Annotated in this window: 23 protein-coding genes; 8 read left to right on the top strand and 15 right to left on the bottom strand. The window is 69.0% G+C overall.

Annotated elements, in window-relative coordinates; genetic code table 11:
- Positions 1–40: 40 nt before the first annotated feature.
- The 4 genes from chvE to araD1 form a co-directional block, all read right to left on the bottom strand.
- Positions 41–1,129 (bottom strand): multiple monosaccharide ABC transporter substrate-binding protein, encoded by a 1,089-nt coding sequence (chvE, locus tag ASC98_RS13200; protein WP_056807801.1) that lies wholly within the window; start codon positions 1,127–1,129, stop codon positions 41–43.
- Between the two features lie 99 nt (positions 1,130–1,228).
- Positions 1,229–2,161, bottom strand: a complete 933-nt coding sequence (locus ASC98_RS13195) for an ABC transporter substrate-binding protein (RefSeq protein WP_056807800.1) — start codon at positions 2,159–2,161, stop codon at positions 1,229–1,231.
- Positions 2,162–2,324: 163 nt separating this feature from the next.
- Positions 2,325–3,761, bottom strand: a complete 1,437-nt coding sequence (locus tag ASC98_RS13190; RefSeq protein WP_056807798.1) for an aldehyde dehydrogenase family protein — start codon at positions 3,759–3,761, stop codon at positions 2,325–2,327.
- 13 nt (positions 3,762–3,774) lie between these two features.
- Complete coding sequence (araD1, locus tag ASC98_RS13185; RefSeq protein WP_056807796.1) at positions 3,775–4,776, bottom strand: AraD1 family protein; 1,002 nt, start codon at positions 4,774–4,776, stop codon at positions 3,775–3,777.
- Between the two features lie 158 nt (positions 4,777–4,934).
- On the opposite strand from araD1, the gene ASC98_RS13180 reads away from it, so the two are divergent.
- Entirely contained in the window at positions 4,935–5,903 is a 969-nt protein-coding gene (locus ASC98_RS13180; protein ID WP_056807794.1) for a LysR family transcriptional regulator, read from the top strand.
- A 114-nt stretch (positions 5,904–6,017) separates the two neighbouring features.
- Here ASC98_RS13180 and ASC98_RS13175 read toward each other — a convergent pair whose 3' ends face one another.
- Positions 6,018–6,800: an SDR family NAD(P)-dependent oxidoreductase gene (locus ASC98_RS13175; RefSeq protein ID WP_056807792.1), complete on the bottom strand. Its 783-nt coding sequence runs from the start codon at positions 6,798–6,800 to the stop codon at positions 6,018–6,020.
- 173 nt (positions 6,801–6,973) lie between these two features.
- On the opposite strand from ASC98_RS13175, the gene ASC98_RS13170 reads away from it, so the two are divergent.
- Both ASC98_RS13170 and ASC98_RS13165 read left to right on the top strand, forming a co-directional pair.
- The gene (locus tag ASC98_RS13170) at positions 6,974–8,707 is read left to right on the top strand and encodes an IlvD/Edd family dehydratase (protein ID WP_056807790.1); all 1,734 of its coding nucleotides are present in this window, start codon (positions 6,974–6,976) and stop codon (positions 8,705–8,707) included.
- A 29-nt stretch (positions 8,708–8,736) separates the two neighbouring features.
- Entirely contained in the window at positions 8,737–9,642 is a 906-nt protein-coding gene (locus tag ASC98_RS13165) for an SMP-30/gluconolactonase/LRE family protein (protein WP_056807789.1), read from the top strand.
- A 12-nt stretch (positions 9,643–9,654) separates the two neighbouring features.
- Here the strand turns inward: ASC98_RS13165 and ASC98_RS13160 are convergent, their stop codons facing one another.
- Together ASC98_RS13160 and ASC98_RS30335 are read right to left on the bottom strand one after the other, a co-directional pair.
- Positions 9,655–9,924 carry a hypothetical protein gene (locus tag ASC98_RS13160; RefSeq protein WP_056807787.1) on the bottom strand — a complete coding sequence of 90 codons (270 nt, stop codon included), beginning with the start codon at positions 9,922–9,924 and terminating at the stop codon, positions 9,655–9,657.
- A gap of 16 nt (positions 9,925–9,940) precedes the next feature.
- Positions 9,941–10,204, bottom strand: a complete 264-nt coding sequence (locus ASC98_RS30335; RefSeq protein ID WP_157597814.1) for a hypothetical protein — start codon at positions 10,202–10,204, stop codon at positions 9,941–9,943.
- Between the two features lie 160 nt (positions 10,205–10,364).
- On the opposite strand from ASC98_RS30335, the gene ASC98_RS13155 reads away from it, so the two are divergent.
- From ASC98_RS13155 to ASC98_RS13145, 3 genes are read left to right on the top strand one after another with little or no spacing between them, the layout of a single operon-like run.
- Positions 10,365–10,925 (top strand): GNAT family N-acetyltransferase, encoded by a 561-nt coding sequence (locus ASC98_RS13155; RefSeq protein WP_056807785.1) that lies wholly within the window; start codon positions 10,365–10,367, stop codon positions 10,923–10,925.
- Positions 10,926–10,943: 18 nt separating this feature from the next.
- Positions 10,944–11,420 carry an SET domain-containing protein gene (locus ASC98_RS13150; protein WP_082541757.1) on the top strand — a complete coding sequence of 159 codons (477 nt, stop codon included), beginning with the start codon at positions 10,944–10,946 and terminating at the stop codon, positions 11,418–11,420.
- Between the two features lie 16 nt (positions 11,421–11,436).
- A complete protein-coding gene (locus tag ASC98_RS13145) occupies positions 11,437–12,099 on the top strand; it encodes a DNA-3-methyladenine glycosylase I (protein ID WP_056807784.1) in 663 nt (220 codons plus the stop codon).
- 3 nt (positions 12,100–12,102) lie between these two features.
- Here the strand turns inward: ASC98_RS13145 and malZ are convergent, their stop codons facing one another.
- The 3 genes from malZ to ASC98_RS13130 all read right to left on the bottom strand — a co-directional run bounded on the left by malZ (position 12,103) and on the right by ASC98_RS13130 (position 15,651).
- A complete protein-coding gene (malZ, locus tag ASC98_RS13140; protein ID WP_056807782.1) occupies positions 12,103–13,926 on the bottom strand; it encodes a maltodextrin glucosidase in 1,824 nt (607 codons plus the stop codon).
- A 169-nt stretch (positions 13,927–14,095) separates the two neighbouring features.
- Positions 14,096–14,995 carry a pirin family protein gene (locus tag ASC98_RS13135; RefSeq protein WP_056807780.1) on the bottom strand — a complete coding sequence of 300 codons (900 nt, stop codon included), beginning with the start codon at positions 14,993–14,995 and terminating at the stop codon, positions 14,096–14,098.
- Between the two features lie 53 nt (positions 14,996–15,048).
- Positions 15,049–15,651: an FMN-dependent NADH-azoreductase gene (locus tag ASC98_RS13130; protein WP_056807778.1), complete on the bottom strand. Its 603-nt coding sequence runs from the start codon at positions 15,649–15,651 to the stop codon at positions 15,049–15,051.
- 124 nt (positions 15,652–15,775) lie between these two features.
- Here ASC98_RS13130 and ASC98_RS13125 point away from each other — a divergent pair, with 124 nt between their 5' ends.
- On the top strand, positions 15,776–16,768 hold the full coding sequence (locus ASC98_RS13125; RefSeq protein WP_056807777.1) for a LysR family transcriptional regulator: 993 nt from the start codon (positions 15,776–15,778) through the stop codon (positions 16,766–16,768).
- 85 nt (positions 16,769–16,853) lie between these two features.
- Positions 16,854–17,372, top strand: coding sequence for a LapA family protein (locus ASC98_RS13120; protein WP_056807775.1), 519 nt, complete (start codon positions 16,854–16,856; stop codon positions 17,370–17,372).
- Positions 17,373–17,390: 18 nt separating this feature from the next.
- Here ASC98_RS13120 and ASC98_RS13115 read toward each other — a convergent pair whose 3' ends face one another.
- The 5 genes from ASC98_RS13115 to ASC98_RS13095 form a co-directional block, all read right to left on the bottom strand.
- Positions 17,391–18,086: a Bax inhibitor-1/YccA family protein gene (locus ASC98_RS13115; protein ID WP_056807773.1), complete on the bottom strand. Its 696-nt coding sequence runs from the start codon at positions 18,084–18,086 to the stop codon at positions 17,391–17,393.
- Positions 18,087–18,097: 11 nt separating this feature from the next.
- A complete protein-coding gene (locus ASC98_RS13110) occupies positions 18,098–18,859 on the bottom strand; it encodes a TerC family protein (protein WP_056807771.1) in 762 nt (253 codons plus the stop codon).
- A gap of 123 nt (positions 18,860–18,982) precedes the next feature.
- Positions 18,983–19,327, bottom strand: coding sequence for a hypothetical protein (locus tag ASC98_RS13105; protein WP_157597815.1), 345 nt, complete (start codon positions 19,325–19,327; stop codon positions 18,983–18,985).
- A 65-nt stretch (positions 19,328–19,392) separates the two neighbouring features.
- Complete coding sequence (locus tag ASC98_RS13100) at positions 19,393–22,485, bottom strand: efflux RND transporter permease subunit (protein ID WP_200952984.1); 3,093 nt, start codon at positions 22,483–22,485, stop codon at positions 19,393–19,395.
- A gap of 34 nt (positions 22,486–22,519) precedes the next feature.
- Positions 22,520–23,677, bottom strand: a complete 1,158-nt coding sequence (locus tag ASC98_RS13095; protein WP_056807767.1) for an efflux RND transporter periplasmic adaptor subunit — start codon at positions 23,675–23,677, stop codon at positions 22,520–22,522.

The raw sequence follows: 23,677 nt of genomic DNA, 5'->3' as shown, positions 1-23,677 counted from the left end.
TGCGCACGCCGCGCAGAACCCACGCCGCGCCAAGAGGCGGTTACTTCAGCTGCGCTTCGGTGTAATAGCCGCTGCCGACCAGCACCTGCTTCCAGTTGCTCGCGTCGACGCTGACCGGCTTCAGCAGGTACGAGGGCACGACCTTCACGCCGTTGTTGTAGGTCTTGGTGTCGTTGATCTCGGGCTTCTTGCCGCCCAGCACCGCGTCGACCATGCCGACGGTGACCTTGGCCAGTTCACGCGTGTCCTTGAAGATGGTCGAGGTCTGCTCGCCCTTCTGGATCGACTTGACCGACGGCACCTCGGCGTCCTGGCCGGTGATGACCGGCATCGGCTGCTTCGGCGTGCCGTAGCCGACACCCTTCAGCGACGAGATGATCCCGATCGACAGGCCGTCGTACGGCGACAGCACGGCGTCGACGTGGGCACCCGAGTAGTACGCGCTCAGCAGGTTGTCCATGCGGGCCTGGGCGACCGCGCCGTCCCAGCGCAGCGTGGCGACCTTGTCCATGCCGACCTGCTTGCTGCGAACGACCAGCTTGCCGCTCTTGATGTACGGGTCCAGCACCGACATCGCGCCGTTGTAGAAGAAGAACGCGTTGTTGTCGTCGGCCGAGCCGCCGAACAGCTCGATGTTGAACGGGCCCTTGCCGCTCTTCAGGCCCAGCTTCTGCTCGATGTAGCTCGCCTGCAGCACGCCGACCTGGAAGTTGTCGAACGTGGCGTAGTAGTCGACGTTCTTCGAGCCCTTGATCAGGCGGTCGTAGGCGATGACCTTGACGCCCTTGTCGGCGGCCTTCTGCAGCACGTCGGTGAGGGTCGTGCCGTCGATCGCGGCGATCACCAGCACCTTGGCGCCCTTGGTGATCATGTTCTCGATCTGCGCCAGCTGGTTCGGGATGTCGTCCTCGGCGTACTGCAGGTCGGTCTTGTAGCCCTTCTCCTGCAGGTACTTGACCATGTTGGAGCCGTCGGCGATCCAGCGCGCGGACGACTTGGTCGGCATCGAGATCGCGATCGAGCCCTTGTCCTGCGCATGCGCAGCCAGGGGCGCGATGGCCACAACGGCAAAAGTGGCCAGCGAGGCCAGGATCGTACGGATGGTTTTCACTTCTCTGTCTCCAGTCATGGGGGGTTCGTCATCGCCGCTCCACTGGGCGGCGGCCGGAGCGCGGCCTGCTCCGACAGGCTTCGCGCGTTGCTGCGAAGCCCAGTCTCACCCCATCGCTCAATACTTGCGATTGGGGAATTCCTTGGCAGCGACCTCCATCGGGAAGACGCCTTCCTGCGTCACGATGCGCTTCGGAATGGTCTTGCCGGCCACCAGGTCCTTGACGGCCTGCATCAGCTGCGGGCCGAGCAGCGGGCTGCATTCGACCGACACGTTCAGCTTGCCGGCGATCATCGCCTCGAAGGCGCCCTTCACGGCGTCGATCGAGATGATCACGATGTCCTTCGCGGGCTTCATGCCGGCTTCCTCGATCGCCTGGATCGCGCCGATGGCCATGTCGTCGTTGTGCGCGTAGAGCACGTTGATCTTCTTGCCCTCGGCCTTCAGGAACGCCTCCATCACTTCCTTGCCCTTGGCACGGGTGAAGTCGCCGGTCTGCGAGCGGATGATCTTGAACTTCGGGTCGGCCTTGACGATTTCCTCGAAGCCCTTCTTGCGGTCGATCGCCGGCGCCGAGCCGACGGTGCCCTGCAGCTCGACGATGTTCACGTCGCCCTTCTGGTCCTTCATCTTCTCGACCAGCCAGCGGCCGGCGCGGCGGCCTTCCTCGACGAAGTCGGAGCCCATGAACGAGACCCACAGGCTGTCGTCCTTCTCGTCGACCGCGCGGTCCGACAGGATCACCGGGATCTTGGCGGCCTTGGCCTCGCGCAGCACGGTGCCCCAGCCGGATTCGACGACCGGCGAGAACGCGATCACGTCGACCTTCTGCGCGATGAAGCTGCGGATGGCCTTGATCTGGTTCTCCTGCTTCTGCTGCGCGTCGGAGAACTTCAGGTCGACGCCCGCTTCCTTGGCGGACGACTTGATCGACTCGCTGTTCGCGGTGCGCCATTCGCTTTCGGCACCGATCTGGCTGAAGCCGAGCACGATCTTCTTCTGGGCGAAGGCCTTGAACGGCAGGGCCGCGGCCAGGGATGCCGCAGCCATCGCTGCAAACAGGGAACGTCTTTGGAATTTCACGGTTGTCTCCTCTTGGTGGGTGGCATGAAAAACGCACGGCTTGTTCCGGCGGTGCCGGGGTGCCGCATCAAAGCGCAAGGGCGGTGAAGCTCAGGCGTGGGGTGGAACTCCTCTGTCTGTCGTTCCAGGATCAGGCCAGCGTGTACGCCGTCTTGACCGTGGTGTAGAACTCGGCGGCGTAGCGTCCCTGCTCGCGCGGGCCGTGGCTCGATCCCTTGCGGCCGCCGAACGGCACGTGGTAGTCGACGCCGGCGGTCGGCAGGTTGACCATCACCATGCCGACCTTGGCTTGCCGCTTGAACTGCGTCGCGAGCTTCAGCGACTGGGTGCAGACGCCGGCGCACAGGCCGAACGGCGTGTCGTTGGCGAGCGCCAGTGCATGCTCGAAACCATCGGCCTTCAGCACGCAGGCGACCGGGCCGAAGATCTCCTCGCGCGCCACGCGGTGCTGCGGCTGCGCGAGCAGCAGCGCCGGCGCCATGAAGTGGCCGCGCGTCGCGCGCTGCAGCAGCTCGCCGCCGGTGACGAGCTCGGCGCCTTCGTTGCGCGCGATCTCCAGGTAGCCGAGGTTGGTGTCGAGCTGGCTGCGGTCGACCACCGGGCCGATGTCGATGCCGCGCTCCAGCGCATGGCCGACCTTCAGCCCGCGGGTGCGGTCGCGCATCTTCGCGACGAAGCGGTCGTGCACCGTCGCGTCGACGATGATCCGGCTCGACGCGGTGCAGCGCTGCCCGGTCGAGAAGAACGAGCCCTGCACCGCGCATTCGACAGCCTGGTCGAGGTCGGCATCGGCCAGCACCACCAGCGGGTTCTTGCCGCCCATCTCCAGCTGCACCTTGGCGCGCCGCGCGGTCGCGGCCTTCAGGATCTGCTCGCCGGTGCCCACCGAGCCGGTGAAGCTGATCGCATCGACCAGCGGGCTGTCGACCATCGCCTGGCCGACCTGCCGGCCACTGCCCATCACCAGGTTGAACACGCCCGCCGGCAGGCCGGCGCGGCTGATGATCTCGGCCAGCGCCGCGGCACAGGCCGGCACCAGCTCGGCCGGCTTGAAGACGACGCTGTTGCCGTAGGCCAGCGCCGGCGCGATCTTCCACGCGGGAATGGCGAGCGGGAAATTCCACGGCGCGATGATGCCGACCACGCCGACCGGCTCGCGGGTGATGTCGACCTCGACGCCCGGCCGCACCGACGGCAGGTGCTCGCCGGCCGCGCGCAGCGCCTCGCCGGCGAAGAACTTGAAGATGTTGCCGGCGCGCGCGGCCTCGCCGATCGCCTCCGGCAGGGTCTTGCCTTCCTCGCGGGCCAGCAGCTGGCCGAGCTCGTCCTTGCGGGCGAGGATCTCGCTGCCGATCTGGTCGAGCGCGTCGGCACGCCGCTGCGGCGTGCTCAGGCCCCAGGCCGGCGCGGCATCGGCCGCGGCACGGATCGCGACCTCGGCCTGGTTGCCGTCGGCGCGGGCGTATTCGGCGACCACCTCGTCCAGGTCGGACGGGTTGCTGCTCATGCCGGTCGTGACGCCGGTCTCCCAGCGGCCGTTGATGTAGTTCTTGTAGCTCTGCGTCATGGTCCGCACCGGGTCAGAGGGCGCGCACGCCGCCGATCGCGAAGCGGCGATCGACCAGCGCCAGCGGGTTGACCAGCGGCGCACCGAGCGCCGGCAGGTCGATCTCGAAGCAGTCGCCCGGCTCGACGCGGACGTTGTCCGAGAAGCTGAGCGTCGCGGTGCCGAAGAAGTGCAGGTGCACGTCGCCCGGCTGGCGGTGCGCCTCGTACTTGAAGTGGTGGTATTCGAGGTTGGCCAGCGAATGGCACATGTTGGCCTCGCCGGTCAGGAACGGCTTTTCCCAGCGGACCTCGCTGCCGCGCCGGATGCGGCTGGTGCCTTCGAGGTGCGCCGGCAGCGCGCCGCTGCGCAGCTCGGGGCCGATCGCGCAGACGCGCAGCTTCGAATGGGCCAGGTAGAGGTAGTTCTGGCGCTCGGTGACGTGGTCGGAGAACTCGTTGCCGATCGCGTAGCCGAGGCGGTACGGCTGGCCGTCGGGGCCGATCACGTACAGGCCGACCAGCTCGGGCTCCTCGCCGCCGTCGAGCGCAAAGTCGGGCATCGCGAGCGGCGCGCCGGGCGCCGCGACGATGCTGCCGTTGCCCTTGTAGAACCACTCGGGCTGCACGCCGGGCAGGCCGTCGGCCGGACGGCCGCCTTCCATGCCCCACTTGAAGATGCGCATCGAATCGGACAGCGTTTCCTCGCCGCCCGACAGCTTCTGGTGCATCGCATCGCGCGCCGACGCGCTGCCGGTGTGCGTGAGGCCGGTGCCGGTGACGAAGCAGTGCGCGACGTCGGGATGCGCCAGCGGCGTCAGCACACGCTGTTCGCGCAGCAGCACGTCATACGGCAGCGCCTCGCCGGTGAGCGCCGGTTGCGCCAGCGCATCGACCGATACGCGGCGGGCAATCGCAGCCTGCGCCAATTCGTAGCTGCTGACGAAACCGCCGACCGCGCGCACCGAACGGCCGTCGTCTGCCACGCAACCCACATGCTGGGTGCCGTTTTCGGCGAGGAACTGGATCAGTCTCATGGGGCAGGCGCTTCTCGTCTGGCAAGCGAGGCTTGGGTGAAGGTGCCGCATCCTAATGAGCGGAGCTATAACTTTCTAATAGATATTTGCCGAAAACACATATACGATCCGGCATCGATAAAAACCCCTAGTGGCGCGCCGAGACAACGCCCTTTCGCATGACGAACTACACCCATTGGTTCATCCGCGCCCGCCTGAAGACGCGGCAGCTGCTGCTGCTGGTGGCGCTCGACGAAGAGGGCAACATCCACCGCGCGGCCCAGGTGCTCAACATGACGCAGCCGGCCGCGTCGAAACTCCTGAAGGATCTCGAAGACGTGCTGGAGGTGCCGTTGTTCGAGCGGCTGCCGCGCGGCATGCGGCCCACCTGGTACGGCGAGACGATGATCCGGCATGCGCGGGTCGCGCTGAGCAGCCTGAACCAGGCGCACGACGAGCTGGAAGCGATCAAGGCCGGGCGCTACGGCCAGGTCAGCGTCGGCGCGATCACCGCGCCGGGGCTGGTGCTGCTGCCGCCGGCGGTCGCGCTGGTCAAGCAGGAGCACCCGAGCCTGCGCATCGGCGTGCAGATCGAGACCAGCGACGTGCTGCTCGACCGGCTGGCGCAGGGCAAGCTCGACATGCTGGTCGCGCGGCTGTTCGCGCAGCACGACAAGACCGACCTGCGCTACGAGACGCTGACCGAGGAAACGGTGTGCGCGATCACCCGGCCGGGGCACCCGCTGCTGTCGGTGGCGCACCTGGGGCTGCGCGACGTGGTGAACGCCGGCTGGATCGTGTCGCCCAGCGGCAGCGTGCTGCGGCACCGCTTCGACCTGATGTTCCAGGAAGAGGGGCTGGAGGCGCCGATGAACGTGATCGAGACCTCGGCGCTGCTGTTCATGACGAAGATGCTGCAACAGAGCGACATGATCGCGGTGGTCGCGACCGATGTGGCGCGCTACTACGCGGCGCACGGCATCGTGTCGCTGCTGCCGATCGCGCTGCCCTGCCAGATGGATGCGTTCGGCATCATCACCCGCACCGACCGGCTGCTGTCGCCGGCGGCGAAGGTGATGCTGAAGGCGCTGAAGACGACGGCGGTGACCGTCTACGGAGCGAAGTTCGACGTGAGCGTGGAAGCCTGAACAAAAAAGCCGTTCGGACCGAGCTTGTCGAAGGCCTCGTGCCATGGCACCAACCCTTCGACGGACGGGCCTTCGACCAGCTCGGTCCCTGCTCAGGGCGAACGGTAGAGAAGCCTACGACCAGCCCGCGTCGACCTTGAACTCCTGCGCAGTGCACATCGCGCTGTCGTCCGCCGCGAGGAACAGCACCATCCGCGCCACGTCGCCCGGCTGCAGCTTGTCCGGCAGGCACTGGTTGCGCTTCAGCACCTCTTCGCTCTCGGCGGTGAACCACAGCTTCACCTGCCGTTCCGTCATGACCCACCCCGGCGACACCGTGTTGATGCGAATGCGGTGCTCGCCGAGCGGCTTCGCCAGTCCGCGCGTCAGCCCGTTGACCGACGACTTCGCGATTGCGTAGCAGGGGTACGCCCCGTCCTTGCCCTGCCAGCCGGTCGAGCCGAAGTTGACCACCGAACCGAAACCGAGCCGCTTCATCCCCGGCACCACCGCCTGGATCGCGAAGAACGCCGGCCGCTCGTTGATCGACATGCGCTGGTCGTAGTACGCCGGCGTCACCGATTCCAGCGTGTGGCGGTCGTCGCTCGCGACGTTGTTGACCAGCACCGCGAAATCACCGAGCGCCGCTTCGGCATCGGCGATCGCCTGCTGCAGCGCCGGCACGTCGCGCACGTCGCAGGGCCGGAACCACGGCGCCGGGTGCCCGGCCGCCTCGATCTGCTGCACCAGCTCGCGGCTGGCCGCTTCGGCGACATCGACGAAGGCCACCAGCGCGCCCTGCTCCGCGAACGCGCTGACGACGGCCGCACCGATCCCGGTGCCGCCGCCGGTGATGAAAACGCGGCGTCCGCGCAGGCTGGGGAATGACGCTAGAACGGCTGTCGTGGCACTTGCCATGGGGGTTTGTCCTTGATCTATTGCAATTCAGATATGTGAGAAGCGAATTTATTTATTTTTCTATTATCAATGTGCCTTGATACGATCCGCCGCGTCAAGGGCCTTGTACGACGACTGACTCGACGACCGCCTGGACAAGGCCGGCCCGCCCCCCTCCGGAGACAACAGACCCCATGGATTCGAAGAAACCGCCCGCTCCGCCGAAGCGGCGCAGCCACGCCTGGTTCGGCAAGCAGGACCGCGATGGCTTCGTGCACCGCAGCTGGCTGAAGAACCAAGGCTATCCGCACGACCTGCTCGACGGCCGCCCGATCATCGGCATCTGCAACACCTGGAGCGAGCTGACCCCTTGCAACGGGCACTTCCGCGAGCTGGCGGAGTTCGTCAAGCGCGGCGTCTACGAGGCCGGCGGCTTTCCGCTCGAGTTCCCGGTGATGTCGCTCGGCGAGACCCAGCTGCGCCCGACCGCGATGCTGTTCCGCAACCTCGCGAGCATGGACGTCGAGGAATCGATCCGCGGCAACCCGATCGACGGCGTCGTGCTGCTGATGGGCTGCGACAAGACCACCCCGTCGCTGATGATGGGCGCGGCCAGCTGCGACCTGCCGACCATCGGCCTGTCCGGCGGGCCGATGCTGAACGGCAAGTTCCGCGGCAAGGACATCGGCTCGGGCACCGGCGTGTGGCAGATGAGCGAGATGGTGCGCGCCGGCGAGATGACGATGGACGAGTTCACCGCGGCCGAATCGTGCATGCACCGCTCCAAGGGCAGCTGCATGACGATGGGCACCGCGTCGACGATGGCCAGCATGGTCGAGGCGCTCGGCATGTCGCTGCCGGAGAACGCCGCGATCCCGGCCGCCGACACCCGGCGCAACCGGCTTGCGCAATTGACCGGCCGGCGCATCGTCGAGATGGTCAAGGAAGACCTGCGCATGTCGAAGATCCTGACGCGCGAGGCCTTCGAGAACGCGGTGCGCACCAACGCCGCGATCGGCGGCTCGACCAACGCAGTGATCCACCTGATGGCGATCGCCGGGCGCATCGGCGTCAAGCTCGACCTGGACGACTGGGACAAGCTCGGTGCCGACGTGCCCTGCCTGGTGAACCTGCAGCCCTCGGGCAAGTTCCTGATGGAGGACTTCTACTACGCCGGCGGGCTGCCGGCGGTGCTGACGCAGATCACCGACAAGCTGCACACCGGCGCGCTGACCGCCAACGGCAAGACGCTGGGCGAGAACATCGCCAACATCCCCTGCTACAACCGCGAGGTCATCATGACCCCGGCCGAGCCGTTCATGCCGTCGGCCGGCATCGCGGTGGTGAAGGGCAACCTGGCGCCGAACGGCGCGGTGATCAAGCCCTCGGCCGCGTCGGCGCACCTGCTGAAGCACCGCGGCCGCGCGGTGGTGTTCGAGACCATCGAGGACTTCCACGCCCGCATCGACGATCCCGAGCTGGACATCGATGAGAACTGCGTGATGGTGCTGAAGAACTGCGGCCCGAAGGGCTACCCCGGCATGGCCGAGGTCGGCAACATGCCGCTGCCGCCGAAGGTGCTGCAGAAGGGCATCACCGACATGGTCCGCATCTCGGACGCACGCATGAGCGGCACCGCCTACGGCACCGTCGTGCTGCACACCTCGCCGGAAGCAGCGGCCGGCGGCCCGCTGGCGCTGGTGCGCGACGGCGACATGATCGAGCTCGACGTGCACGAGCGCAAGCTGCACCTGGAGGTGTCGGACGAGGAGCTGGCCGCGCGGCGCGCACAATGGCAGCCGCCCGAGCCGCCGAAGCGCGGCTGGTACAAGCTGTACGTCGAGCACGTGCAGCAGGCCCACCTGGGTGCCGACCTCGACTTCCTGGTCGGTGGCAGCGGTGCCGAAGTGCCCCGCGACTCTCACTGAAGCCCCGCTGAAGCCCCGCTGAAAGCCGCATGACCGTCACCGCCCCCAAGCTGCTGTCCGAACCCCGCGTGCTGTGGCCCGCGGGCGCCACGCTCGGCGAGGGCACGCTGTGGTCGGTGCGGCGGCAGTCGCTGTACTGGGTCGACATCCTCGGGCGCACGCTGTACCGCTACCACCCGGCGACCGACGCCCGGGAGAGCTGGCCGTTCGACGAGGAGATCTCGGCGCTGGCCGAGCGTGCGGAAGCGCCCGGCCTGCTGGTGACGCTGCGCAGCGGCTTCGCGCTGTTCGACACCGACACCGGGCGGGTGCAGAAGCTGCACGATCCCGAGGCGCACCTGCCGGGCAACCGCTTCAACGACGGCAAGTGCGACCTGCAGGGCCGCTTCTGGGGCGGCACGATGGACTTCGGCTGCACCGAGCCGACCGGCTCGCTGTACCGCTTCGATGCGAAGCGGCACTGCGAGAAGGTGTTCGATGCGCATTTCGCGGTGACCAACGGGCCGACCTGGTCGCTCGACGGGCGCACGATGTATTTCAACGAGACGGCGCAGCAACGCATCCATGCGTTCGACTTCGACACCGCCACCGGCGCGATCTCGAACCAGCGGCTGTGGCTGCGCTTCGCGAAGGGTGACGGCCATCCCGACGGCATGACGACCGACGCCGACGGCCGCTTGTGGATCGCGCGCTGGGGCGCGGCGTGCGTGACCTGCCACGACCCCGTCAGCGCGAAGGAACTGCTGCGCATCGCGCTGCCGACCAGCCACATCACGAACGTCGCGTTCGGCGGGCCGGAGCTGCGCACGCTGTTCATCACCAGCGCGCGTTTCGAATTGAGCGACGAGCAGCTGGCGGCGCAGCCGTTGGCGGGCGCGTTGTTCTCGGTGGAGGTGGACGCGTCCGGGCGTCCCGCGACGGCCTGGGAAGGCTGAGCGTCCCCGCCCTTACTTGCCGAAGAAGTGCTGGAAGATTTCCGGCTCGTCGACTTCGCGCATCGACAGGCCGTCGAGCGCTTCGCGGAACGGCTTCGGCGGCTGCGCGACGTCCATCATGCTGGCCGGCATCGTGTTCTTCCACGCCGGGCCGTCTTCAGCCTGCGGGCCCTTGCTGCGCGAGACCGGCAGCGAAGGCATGTCTTCCCATTCGATGCCTTCGTTCGCGGGCAGCGCGCGGAAGTTGATCGGGGCAGAAGCGGTGGCGGTCGAGCGGTTCATGGCGGGCGGTGATCTGTCAGACGTCAGTTCGTCCTGGGATCAAGCGTAGCCGGAGCGGCACCGGGCCAAGCGCTGATAAACGGGCCAAGCGGGGGCCAATTCCGGCCGTTCGGCGCAGCAGGTCACCCAGCGCAAGGCCCATCACCGGGTGACGCCGCCAGGCCAGCAGGCCAGCGCACAGGATCAAGCCCTTCGACGCGCGGCGACCGGCCGTCACCAGTTCGCCGTCGGCCAGGCGGGCGAATGGCACGTCGGTGGAGGCAAGGGGGTGCATCGGCATGGTGGCGCATCGTCGCCGGACCGACCGGCCCGCAACGGCCGGAACAAGCCCGCTGCACCGATCGCGGTGTCGACTCGTATCAGCGGTGTCCAAGCCCTCGGCGGCTGGGACAGAATCGCGCGGACCCGTGCCGGCCCGCGGCGCGGACAGGGAGCCTTCGATGCCGCTGACCGTGCCCGCCCCGATCGAGACGCCCCGCCTGGTGGTGCGGCAGATCGCCGAACCCGACCTGCCCGGCCTGATGGCGGTCAACGGCGACGACATGGTGACGCAGTTCCTGCCGTACGCGACCTGGCGCTCGATCGACGATGCCGCCGCCTGGTACCAGCGCATCGCTGGCATCCAGGCGACCGGCAACGCGGTGCAGTTCGTCATCCTGTCGCGCGACGACGCCACCGTGATCGGTGCCGGCTTGCTGTTCAACTTCAACGAAGGCAGCGCCCGCGCGGAGCTCGGCTATGTGCTGGGGCGGGCGCACTGGGGTCGTGGGCTGGCGCGCGAGGCGGCCGGCGCGCTGGTCGGTGCCGCGTTCGGACCGATGGGCCTGCGCCGGCTCGAGGCCGAGGTCAATCCGCTGAACCAGCCATCGGTGCGGCTGCTGCAATCGCTCGGCTTCACGCGCGAAGGGCTGCTGCGCCAGCGCTGGGTCGGCAAGGGCGCGGCCTACGACGTCGAGTTGCACGGGCTGCTGCGCGACGAGTGGCAGCAGCGTGGCACGTGACCCGGTGACAATCGCCGCATGCCGCGACTGTCGACCCTTGCCGCTCCTGAACCCCCGAGCGCCCCACCCCGCCCGCGCGGCGCCCCGGCCGACCCGCAGAAGTTCGCGCTGACCGTCGCCGCCAGCCCGATCGACGGCCAGGGCGTGTTCGCCGCCGAGGCCATTCCGGCACGCCGCAAGATCGGCGAGCTGCGTGGCGAGCCGATCAGCGTCACCGAAGCCCGCCGCCGTGCGCGCGGGCAGGCGCGCATCATGATCGTCGAGGTGTCCGAGCGCCGCGCGATCGATGCGTCGCAATCGGTCGACGCGCTGCGCTTCACCAACCACTCCTGCCGACCGAACGCGACGCTGAAATTGCAGCAGGGCCGCGTCGCCTTCCATGCGCTGCGAGACATCGCCCCCGGCGAGGAACTGACGGTCGATTACGGCCGCTCGCACCACCAGGGCCGCCTGGCCTGCCGCTGCGGCGCACCCGGTTGCGCCGGCACGCTCTGATCCCCAAGGACCTTGCATGACGACCCCCGCCCAGCACCAGGCCGCCGAACGCCGCGGCCTCTTCATCGCCGACGACGGCGTCGCGCGGTGCCACTGGTGCCGCGCGACACCCGGCTACCAGCACTACCACGACCATGAATGGGGCTTCCCGGTCACCGACGACCGGCGGCTGTTCGAGAAGATCTGCCTCGAGGGTTTCCAGGCCGGGCTGAGCTGGCTGACGATCCTGAACAAGCGCGAGGCGTTTCGCGCCGGCTTCGCGAACTTCGACGCCGAGCAGGTGGCACGATTCACCGCGAAGGATGTCGAGCGCTTGCTCGGCGACGCCGGCATCGTGCGCCACCGCGGCAAGATCGAGTCGACCATCAACAACGCGCAGCGCGTGCTGGAAATGCGCGCCGAGTTCGGCTCGCTCGCCGCGTATGCGTGGGGTCACGAGCCGGCGGCGCACACGCGGCCGAAGAAGCTGACGCACGAGGCGCTGGTCGCGATGACGACCTCGGCGGAGGCGATCGCGATGTCGAAGGACCTGAAGAAGCGCGGCTGGAGTTTCGTCGGGCCGACCACGGTCTATGCGTTCATGCAGGCGATGGGGTTGGTGAACGACCACCGCGAAGGGTGTGCGTCGCGCGAGGCGGCGCTGCAGGCGCGGGCGGCGATGACGCCGCCCGCGCGTTGAGCATCAGGCGCCGGCGCTCCACAGCCAGGCCGCGTCGCGCGCCGGCAGCGGCAGGCGGATCGCGCGGCCTTCCAGCGTCCAGCGGTGGCCGCTCGGCGATGTCCAGCGGGCGATGTCGAACGGCAACGCGTCGAGCGGCACGACCGCTTCGGTCGCATCTCCGCGGTTCAGCACCAGCACCGTGACGGCCGTGGCGTTCACCCGCGCGAACGCGATCCAGTCGTCGCCATGCGCGAGCGTGAGGCAAGCACCCTCGCGCAGCTCGGCACGCTCGCGGCGCCAGCCGGCGAGCCGCTTCACGCGCTCGAGAATCCCGCTGCGCCAGCTCGCGCCGCTCCAGTCGAAGCAGCGCCGGTTGTCCGGATCGTTGCCGCCTTGCAGCCCGACCTCGTCGCCGTAGTAGATGCACGGCACGCCGGGGTAGCCGAACTGCAGCGCGAGTGCCAGCGCGTGCCTCGCCTCGTCGGTGCCGAGCAGCGTGAACAGGCGCTGCGTGTCGTGGCTGTCGAGCGCGTTCCATTGCGCGAGCGCGACCTCGTGCGGCACGACGGCACGCGATTCACCGAGCCAGCTCATCAGGTCGGCCGTCGCGATCGGTGCCGCACGGCCGCCGAAATCGACCCCCGCCAGCCACTGCCACAGCGGCAGCGTGAAGCCCCAGTAGTTCATCGCGGCGTCTTCCTGGTCGCCCTGCAGCCAGGAGCTCGCCTCGCTGAAATGCTCGCCGACCAGGATGGCCTCCGGGTTCTCGTCGCGCACCGCATCGCGCATCGCGCGCAGCATCGCCGCGTTGTTGCCGGCACCGGCGCCCTCGCCCAGCATGTGCACCGCGTCGAGCCGCCAGCCGTCGGCCGACACCGGCGGCTGCAGCCAGCGCCGCAGCACCGCATCGGGCGCGCGGATGAAGGCGTCCAGCACCTCGGGGTGCGCATAGTCGAGCACCGGCAGCGACTGGTGGCCCTTCCAGTAGACCGGGCGGCCGTGCTCGTCGCGGGCGTACCAGCCGTGCCAGCGCGACTCGGTCGATTGCCACGCGCCCGGTTCGCCGTGCTGCGCGAAGCGGTTGAACCACGGGTGGTTCGCGCCGGTGTGGTTCAGCACCGCATCGAGCACCAGGCGCATGCCGCACGCATGCAGCTGCTGCGACAGCGCGACCAGCGCCGCGTCGCCGCCGAGCCCGGCATCGACGTGGTCGTAGTCCTCGGTGTCGTAGCGGTGGTTGCTGCCGGAGCCGAACACCGGCGTCAGGTAGACGGTCGTCACGCCGAGCGCCTGCAGGTGGCCGAGGCGTTCGCCGATGCCGGCCAGGTCGCCGCCGTAGAACGCGCTCCACGTCGGTTTCACGTCGAGCGGCGCGCCCCAGTCGAGCGCATGCACCGGCGCCTTGCCGTAGCCGAAGGCGTGCGGCGGGCGCTCGCGTGGCGCGTCGGGGCCGCGCGCAAAGCGGTCGGGGAAGATCTGGTAGATCAGCTGCTGCTGCGCCCAGGCGGGCACCAGCGGCTGGCGGGCGATGCGGAAGTGATGGGCCTCGTTCGGCACGCGGCGTTGCGGGCCGGTGGCGGCAAGCCAGTGCGGCATGCCGCTGCGCAACGCGCGGAAGCAGTAGCGCGTCGTCGGCCCGGTCGGGCACCACGGGATCGTCGCCTCGAAGCACGCGAAGCGGCCCTGGTCGGCCGTGCGAGCAAGCGGCTGCCAGGTCTCCTCGTTGTCGAGCAGGAAGCGAACGTGGACCTCGTCGAGGTCCGGCGTGTCGCTCAGCAGCGTGAGCCGCAGGCCGGCGTGGGTGCGCTCGGCCCACGGGGCCAGGGGCAGGTGCTGGAGGAACATCGGGCAAGCCTAACGCCGAACGCCGCTCCCGTTCGGCTGAACCATCCCGTTCGGGTTGAGCCCATCCCGTTCGGGCCAAGCACCTCCCCCGTTCGGGCTGAGCTTGTCGAAGCCGGGTGCCGTGCGAGCAGGCCCTTCGACAGGCTCAGGGCGAACGGGTCGCGGCGCGTCAGGCGGTCAGCGGACCGAACTTGCCCGAGCGGTAGTCTTCCACCGCCTGGAAGATCTGCTCGTGCGTGTTCATCACGAACGGCCCGTACTGCGCGATCGGCTCGTTCAGCGGGTGGCCCGCGATGATCAGCGCCTTCGCCGGCGCATCGCCCGCCTGCAGCACGATGCCGTCGCGGTCGGCGCCGTTCTTCAGGATCGCCATGCGCTGCGAACCCACGCGCGCGCCACCCACGTCGACCTCGCCGCGGTACACGTAGACGAACGCGTTGTGCGACGCCGGCACGAGCTGGTCGAAGCGCGCACCGGCCGCCAGGTGCACATCGAGGTACAGCGGCAGCGTCCGCTCGCGCTGCATCGCGCCGGCCACGCCGTGCGATTCACCGGCAATCACGCGCACCGTCGCACCGCCGCCGGTCGTGAACTCGGGGATCTCGTCCGACTGGATGTCGCGGTACCACGGGTCGGCCAGCTTGCGGTCGGCCGGCAGGTTCAGCCACAGCTGGAAGCCTTCCATGCGGCCTTCCTGCTGCTCGGGCAGCTCGGAGTGCACGATGCCGCGCCCGGCCGTCATCCATTGCACGCCGCCGTTCTGCAGCAGGCCTTCGTGGCCGGCGTTGTCACGGTGGCGCATGCGCCCGGCGATCATGTACGTGACGGTCTCGAAGCCGCGGTGCGGGTGGTCCGGAAAACCGCCGACGTAGTCATCGGCGTTGTCGGTGCCGAAGGCATCGAGCATCAGGAACGGATCGAGCCGGCGCTGCAGCGGCTGCGTCAGCACCCGCGTCAGCTTGACGCCGGCCCCGTCCGACGTGGCCTGGCCCGTCACCAGGCGCTCCAGCTCGCGCGGGCGCGCGACGGCCTCGGTCACGGGGTGGAAGACGGTGGTGGCGGAAGACATGTCGAACTCCTTGGTGGTGATGGAAGACTGATGGGTGAACGGTGGAAGCGGAATCAGGCGTGCACGGCTTCGTCGATCTGCGCCCGGGCGAACGCCAGGCCCTTCTCGGCAGCGTCCGGGCCCATGTTCAGGCCTTCGGCGTAGAAGAACTCGACGTCGGTCATGCCGAGGAAGCCCAGCACCGACTTCAGGTACGGCACCTGCGTGTCGGCCGGCGTGTTGCGGTACAGGCCGCCGCGGGTCAGAGCGACATAGACCTTCTTGCCGGTCAGCAGGCCTTGCGGGCCCTTGTCGGTGTACGCGAAAGTGACCTTCACCTTGGCGATCGCGTCGATCCAGTTCTTCAGCTGGGCCGGCACGCCGAAGTTGTACATCGGCACGCCGAGCACGACGATGTCGGCCGCCTTGATCTCGGCGATCAACGCGTCGTCCAGCGCGACCCGCGCGGCCTGGGCCGGCGTGCGGGCTTCGGCCGGAGTGAACAGCGCCTGCAGCGCGGCCTCGTCGAGCACCGGGTGCGGCGTGACGGCCAGGTCGCGCAGCGTCAGCGTCGCGTCGGGGTGCACGGCCTGCAGGCGGCTGGTCAGTTCATGGGCCAGCACGGTCGATTGCGAACCTTGGGTGCGGGCGCTGGAGTTGATCTGGAGGATGTTCATGAGGGGCTCCGAGGGGGTTGAGGGGGTTCGGGATGCGATGAACGAACTCTAGGCGTCCCAAAATCCAACCGGAAGCCATTGGATTGGATAACATTGTTCCACTGATGAGACAGTGGAGCCCGCGATGAGCCTCGAAGCCAATGACCTGATGCTGTTCGCCCGCGTCGCCGAAGAAGGCAGCTTCAGCCGCGCCGCCGAGCGTGTCGGCCTGCCGAAGTCGACCGTGTCGCGGCGGTTGGCCGCGCTGGAAGCGCAGCTCGGCGAGCGGCTGCTGCTGCGCACCACGCGCAAGCTGACCGTCACCGATTTCGGCCACAGCGTGCTGGAGCATGCGAACCAGGTGCTGGCCGAGGTCGAGGCCGCCGCGTCGCTGGCGCAGCACCGGCAGGTGGAGCCGAGCGGGCGGCTGCGCATCTCGATGCCGGCGGATTTCGCGAACGTCGTGCTCGGCGAAATGCTGAACGAGTTCCTCGTGCGCTACCCGGCGATCACGCTGGAGCTCGACCTGTCGCCCCGGCGCGTGGACCTGATCGGCGAGAACTTCGACGTCGCGATCCGCATGGGCGACCTGCCCGACGATGCGAGCCTGGCGGCGCGGCGGATCGCGGCGATGCAGGTCGGGCTGTATGCGTCGCCCGCCTACCTGGCGCGACGCGGCGAGCCGAGCGAACCCGAGGCGCTGATGGAGCACGACACGCTGCAGCTGCTGACGCGCAGCGGCGAGCCGGCGATGTGGACGCTGCAGCGTGGCGAGGCGCAGTGGCAGGGCACGCCGTCGCCGCGCGCGACCGCGAACTCGCCCGAAATGCTGATCCGCATGGCGCGGGCCGGCGCGGGCATCACCGTGGTCTCCAGCCACTTCGCGGTGCACCATGTGCGCAGCGGCGAGCTGGTCCCGGTGCTGCCGGGCTGGTCGCTGCCCGATGTGACCGCGTGGGCCGTGTTCCCCGGCCGGCGGCTGATGCCGGCGCGCACGCGGGTGCTGCTGGACGCGATGGCGACGCAGTTCTCCGGACCCGCCTGCGAGCGGGCGCAGGAATCGATCGAGCGGGAACACCTGGCCGCCAAGCGCCTTCGCGATGCGGGCCTGCCGGGCCAGCCTGCGGCGGCGGCTTAGCGAACGCCGGGCGCTTGTCCTACACCCTCGGCGAGGGGGCTGGTCTTACGCTCGGGGCCCTGATCGTCATTTCGAGGAGACCGCCATGGTCCGCGTGCTCGTGCTGTTTGTGGCCCTGCTGGTGATGGCCGTCTTCACGCTGCTGAACTGGCAGGCCTTCGTCGCGCCGACGCCGCTGTCGCTCGGCTTCACGACGGTGCAGGCGCCGCTGCCGATGCTGCTGCTGGGCGCCTTCGTGTTCATCAGCGTCTGGTTCGTCGTGTGGGCGCTGCAGCTGCAGGGCAAGGCGATGCTGGAAGCGCGCCGGCTGTCGAAGGACCTGCAGGCGCAGCGCGAGCTGGCCGACAAGGCGGAGGCCTCGCGCTTCACCGAGCTGCAGGGTTTCCTGACCGCGGAGTTGGCGCGGCTCAACCAGTCGGGGCTCGATGCGCGGGCCGCGGTGAACGCGCGCTTCGACCAGTTGCGGCGGGAGCAGCAGGTGGCGCTCGAAGAGGCCACGAACGGCATCTCGGCGCACCTGGGAGAACTGGAGGACCGGCTGGAGCGCTCGCACGGGCTGCCGGCCGACATCGACCGGCCGCCCGTGCGGGAGCACCTGCGCTGAGGCGTCAGCGGCCGACGATCACTCGTCGCGGCTCCCGCCGAAGATCCCCAGCAGCGCGAGCAGCGACTGGAACACGTTGTAGATGCTCAGGTACACGCCCAGCGTCGCGCTGATGTAGTTGGTCTCGTGGCCGTCCTGCACGCGCTTCAGGTCGTACAGGATGAAGGCCGAGAAGATGCCGATCGCCAGCACCGACAGCGTGATCATCAGCGCGCTCGACTGGATGAAGAAATTCGCGATGCCGGCCACCAGCAGCAGGATCGCGCCGATGAACAGGAACTTGCCCATCGACGACAGGTCGCGCTTGATCACCGACGACAGCGTCGCCATGCCGAGGAAGACCGCACCGGTGCCGGCGAAGGCCGTCATGATCAGGCTCGCCCCGTTCGACAGGCCGAGCACCGCGCCGACCAGGCGCGACAGCATCAGCCCCATGAAGAACGTGAACGCCAGCAGCACCGGCACGCCGGCCGCCGAGTTCTTGGTCTTCTCGATCGCGAACATCAGGCCGAACGAGCCGACCAGGAAGACGACCAGGCCGACGCCGGGCGACATGGCCCGCACGATGCCGGTCGACACGCCGATCCAGGCGCCGAGCACGGTCGGCACCATCGACAGCGCGAGCAGCCAGTAGGTGTTGCGCAGCACCTTGTTGCGCTGCTGGACGGAGCTGTCGACATAGCCTGTCGACGCGATGTTGGAAAGCGGATTCATGGTGAATTCCTTCAGTTCGAAGTTTCAGGAGTGTTCGCACGGCGCTTCGCGCGCGCGCGGATGTTGAGCGCCTCGACTGCGAGCGAGAACGCCATCGCGGCATAGATGTAGCCCTTGGGCACGTGCGCATCGAAGGCCTCGGCCGTCAGCGCCATGCCGACCATCACCAGGAAGGCCAGCGCCAGCACCTTGACCGACGGATGGCGGTCGACGAACTCGCCGATCGGCTTCGCCGCCACCAGCATCACGCCGACCGACGCGACCACCGCTGCGACCATCACGCCGATCTGGTCGACCATGCCGACGGCCGTGATCACCGAGTCGAGCGAGAACACGATGTCGATCACCGCGATCTGGCCGATCACGGCCCAGAACATGCGCTGGCCGGCCGCCTTCAGTGCCGCCTGGTCGGCGACGGGCGCCGGGCCATGCTGCTCGCGCGCCTCGACCTCGACGAAGATCTCGTGCGAGGCCTTCCACAGCAGGAACAGCCCGCCGAACAGCAGCACCAGGTCGCGCCCGCTGATGCCCTGGCCGAACACCGTGAACAGGTCGGCGGTCAGCCCCATCACCCAGCTCAGCGAGAACAGCAGCAGGAGCCGCGAGACCATCGCAAAGCCGAGGCCGAGGCGCCGCGCCTTGTCGCGCAGCTCCGGCGGCAGGCGCCCGACGAGGATCGAGATGAAGATGATGTTGTCGACGCCGAGGACGATTTCCAGGGCGGTGAGCATCGCGAAGGCGATCCAGAGATTGGGGTCGAGGAGAGATTCCATGGCGTGGCAGTGGTGGTCCGTCGGGCTGCCAGGATGGCACGGCCGCGGACGCACGGGGGCAAAACAGAAAAAGCGAGGGATCGAGGCAGAACCGCTGGCCGCGGACATGCCGCGGCAGGGTTCTCAGGCGAGCGGCGCGTGCGCCTTCGGGGGACGCCGCAGGCCGTCCAGCCAGGGGGCCGGGCGAGCGGGCTCGGTGTCGACGGGCGGACGGGCCAGCGAGAAGCCGGGGTCCGGCACCGGCAGCGCGCCGGTCAGCAGGTCCTGCACGTCGGCGACGGTTTCGCCAGCCGACTGGATGCGGTCGTCGAGCTCGTGCCCGGCGCCGTCGCGATCCTGGGTGGACGCATCGGCCACCGCCACCACGGCCTGCGCCGACGGCAGCATCTCGCTCGCCTGCGGGCGGGCCATCAGGCCGGCTGCCAGCAGGAACAGAGTCAGGACGAGGACGAGACCGCGGGACAACATGGAGGCCGCAGTGTACCGGGCCGGCGCGCCGTGCCGGCCCGAGGGGCTACTGCGTGCCGTGGCGGCTACTTCGCCACCAGCGCCGGCGCCTCATCCGTCGGATGGTGCCGGCGAACCTTGCTCGACACCCACTGCACCACGTCGTCGACGAAGGTGAACAGCACCGGGATCACCAGCAGGCTCAGGAAGGTCGACGTGATCAACCCGCCGATCACGACGATGGCCATCGGCGCACGGAAGCTCGAATCGACGCCGATGCCGAGCGCGATCGGCAGCATGCCGGCGCCCATCGCGATGGTCGTCATCACGATCGGCCGGGCCCGCTTGTGGCAGGCGTCGAGCACCGCATCCCAGCGCGACAGCCCGTGCTCGCGGCGCGCCATGATCGCGTACTCGACCAGCAGGATCGAGTTCTTGGTCGCGATGCCCATCAGCATGATCAGCCCGATCATCGACGGCATCGACAGCGCGGTGTGGGTGACGAACAGCGCGAGGAACGCACCCGGCACCGACAGCACCAGCGCCGCGAGGATGGTGACCGGCTGCACGAAGTCGTGGAACAGCAGCACCAGCACGATGTAGATGCACAGCACGCCGGTCAGCATCGCGAGGCCGAAGCCGGAGAACAGCTCCTGCATCGCCTCGGCATCGCCGACGCCGGCCAGCGACACGCCGGCCGGCAGGCTGCGCAGGCTGGGCAGCTGTTCGGCCGTGCTCTGCACATGCTCCAGCGACTGGCCGTTCAGCTCGATCTCGAAGTTGATGTTGCGCTTGCGGTCGAAGCGCGCAATCTGCGCCGGGCCGCTGTCGATCGACAGCGTCGCGACGTTGGCCAGCATCACCGGCCCCTTCGCGCCCGGCACCGCGAGCCGCGACAGCAGGTCGAGGTCGGTGCGCGCATCGGCGGCCAGCTTCACGACGATCGGCACCTGGCGCTGCGACAGGTTCAGCTTCGGCAGGCTCTGGTCGTAGTCGCCGGCGGTCGCGATGCGCAGCGTGTCGGCGATGGCCGCCGACGTGACGCCGAGGTCGGCCGCGCGCGCGAAGTCGGGCCGCACGATCAGCTCCGGCCGCACCAGGCTCGACGTCGACGTGACCGCGCCGATGCCGGAGATCGTGCGCAGCTCGCGCTCGACCTGCTTCGAATGCGCGAGCAGCACGTCGCCGTCTTCGCCGGCCAGCACCACCACGTACTTCTCGCCGGAACCGCCGAAGCCGACCGCGACCCGCGCGCCCGGCAGCCCCGCCAGCGCGTCGCGCAGCTGCTGCTCGATCACCTGCTTCTTCGGCCGATGCCCGCGCTCGGTCAGGTTGATGCTGAGCGAGGCCTTGCGCACCTCGGCGGCACCGGCGCCGGCGAACGGATCGGCCCCGGTGTTGCCGCCGCCGACCGCGGTGTAGACCAGCTTCACGTACTGATTCTTCTGCACGATCTCGCGCGCCTGCTCGGCCACCGCCAGCGTCTGCGCGAACGTGGCGCCCGGCGGCAGCGAGATCGAGACCTGCGACTTCGACAGGTCGTCCGGCGGGATGAAGCCCTTCTCGAGGATGCCGGCGAGGACGATGGAGCCGGCGAAGAACGCGATGACCGCGATCGTCGTGATCACGCGGTGGTGCAGCGCGGCCGTGACCCAGCGCATGTAGATCTCGACCCAGCGGCCATCCTTGTGATCGCCCTTCGGCGGCTTCAGCAGGTAGGCGGCCATCATCGGCGTCAGCATGCGCGCGACCACCAGCGACATGAACACCGCGATCGCCGCGGTCCAGCCGAACTGCACGAAGAAGCGGCCGACCACGCCGCTCATGAAGGCGGTCGGCAGGAACACCGCGATCAGCGTGAAGGTGGTCGCGATCACCGCGAGGCCGATCTCGTCGGCCGCCTCCATCGCCGCCTGCAGCGGCGTCTTGCCCATGCGCAGGTGCCGCATGATGTTCTCGATCTCGACGATCGCGTCGTCGACCAGGATGCCGACCACCAGCGACAGCGACAGCAGCGTCACGCCGTTCAGCGTGAAGCCGGCCAGCGCCATGAACGCGAAGGCCGGGATCACCGACAGCGGCAGCGCGAGCGCCGACACCAGCGTCGCGCGCCAGTTGCGCAGGAACAGCCACACCACCAGCACCGCCAGTGCCGCGCCTTCGTACAGCATCGCCATCGAGCTGTCGAAGTCCTCCTGCACGTTGTCGACGAAGTTGAAGGCCTCTTCGAACTTCACCTCCGGGTGCGCCGCCTTCATCGCCTCGATCTCGGCGCGCACGCCGGCCGCCACCTCGGTCTCGCCGGCCCCGCGGGTGCGGGTGATCTCGAAGCCGACCACCGGCTTGCCGTTCAGCAACGCGGTCGAGCGCTGCTCGGCCACCGTGTCGCTGACGCGCGCGACCTGCTCCAGCCGCAGGCGCCGGCCGTCGGCCAGCGAGATCTCCATCTTCGCGAGCTCTTCGGCCGAGCGCACGGTGGCGATGGTGCGCACCGATTGCTCGGCTCCGCCGACATCGGTGCGGCCGCCCGAGGCTTCCTGCTGGATCTTGCTGAGCTGGTGCGAGATGTCGGCCGCGGTGGCATTCAGCGCCAGCAGCTTGGCCGGGTCGAGCTCGACGCGCACCTCGCGCGTGACGCCACCGACCCGCGCGACCGCGCCGACGCCGCGCACGCTGAGCATCTGCTTGGCCACGGTGTTGTCGACGAACCACGACAGCGACTCTTCATCGAGCCGGTCCGACGCCACGGTGTAGGTCAGGATCGGCGAGCCCGACAGCTCCATCTTCGTGACCACCGGGTCGCGCAGGTCGGCTGGCAGGTCGGCGCGCACCCGCGAGACGGCGGCACGCATGTCGTCGACCGCCTCCTGCACCGGCTTCTCGAGCCGGAACTCGCCGGTGATCGTGACCAGGCCGTCGGTCACCGAGGTGTAGACGTGCTTCAGGCCCTGCAGCGTCGCGACCGAATCCTCGATCTTGCGCGCGACGTCGGTCTCGAGCTGCGATGGCGACGCCCCCGGCAGCGCGGCCGAGATCGTGACCGTCGGCAGCTCGATGTCGGGGAAGTTCTGCACCTTCATGCTCTTGAAGCTGTACAGCCCGAGCAGGGTCAGCAGGATGAAGAGCAGCACCGCGGGGATCGGATTGCGGATCGACCAGGCGGAGACGTTGATGTTCATGGGGCGTCGTCCTTCAGGGAGTGCCGGTGCATGCTCAGCGCGCGGCCGTGGCGGCTGCGGCAGCGGAGGCGGCGGCCGGCACCGGCAGCGCGTCGACCACGTGCACCGTGTCGCCGTCGCCCAGGAAGCCGCCGCCGGTGGCGACGACGCGGTCGGCCGGCTGCACGCCGCCGAGGATCTGGATGCGGTCGCCGACGCGCTGGCCGACCTTCACCTTGACCAGCGTGACCTTGTTGTCGGCGCCGACGCGCAGCACGTAGCTGAAGCCTTCACGCAGCAGCACCGCGCTCTGCGGCAGCGTCATGCCCTGCTGCGAGCCGATCTCGAACTCGCCGCGCGCGAACATGCCGGCCTTCGCGGCGCTGGCACCGGCGGGCAGGTCGACGTAGACGAGGCCGTTGCGCGTCTGCGCGTCGACGGTCGGCGCGACGATGCGCAGCTTGCCGGTGACCGGCTCGCCGCTCGCCGGCAGCACGCGCACCGCCATGCCGGGCTTCAGTGGCCCGATCTCGGACGACGGCACCTCGGCCCGCCATTCGAGCCGGCCGCCGCGGATCAGGCGGAACAACTCCTGGCCGGCCGGCAGCACCGCGCCGACGGTCGCGCTGCGCGACGAGATCACGCCGTTGTCGGGCGCCAGCACCTGGGTCTGCTGCAGCCGCAGCTGCTGCACCTTGGCGGCGGCGCGCTGGGCTTCCAGCCGCGCCTGCGCGGTGCGCTCGGCGGTCAGGTACTGGTTGGTCTGCTGCGCGCTCAGCGCGCCGGTGGGCTGCAGGTCGCGCGCCCGCTGCGCGTTGGCGGCCGCTTCGGCGGCATTCGCCTCGGCCTCGGCCACCGCGGCACGGGTCTGCGCGAGGTCGGCGTGGATGGTGTCGGACGCAAAGGTCGCGAGCACCTGGCCGCGCTTGACGACGTCGCCGACGTTCACCTTCACGTCGGCCAGGCGCAGGCCGTTGGCTTCGGTGCCGACGATCGCCTCCTGCCAGGGGGCGATGCTGCCGTTGGCGGCCAGCAGCGTCGGCAGGCTGGCCGGTTGCAGCTGCGTCACGGTGACGGTCAGCGCGGCCTTGGCGGCGGCGGGCTTCTTGTCGTCGGCGGCACGGACGGTGCTCGTCGCCGAGACGGCCAGCAGAGCGGCAAGCACGCCGGCAGCGGCGAGGGACAGCAGCAGGGGCTTCAGTCGTTGGGTCAT

The sequence above is a fragment of the Rhizobacter sp. Root1238 genome, from assembly GCF_001425825.1.
Taxonomy (GTDB): Bacteria; Pseudomonadota; Gammaproteobacteria; order Burkholderiales; family Burkholderiaceae_C; genus Rhizobacter.
The sequence above is the reverse complement of the archived record's forward strand: the minus strand, read 5'-3'. Positions and strand labels throughout refer to the sequence as shown.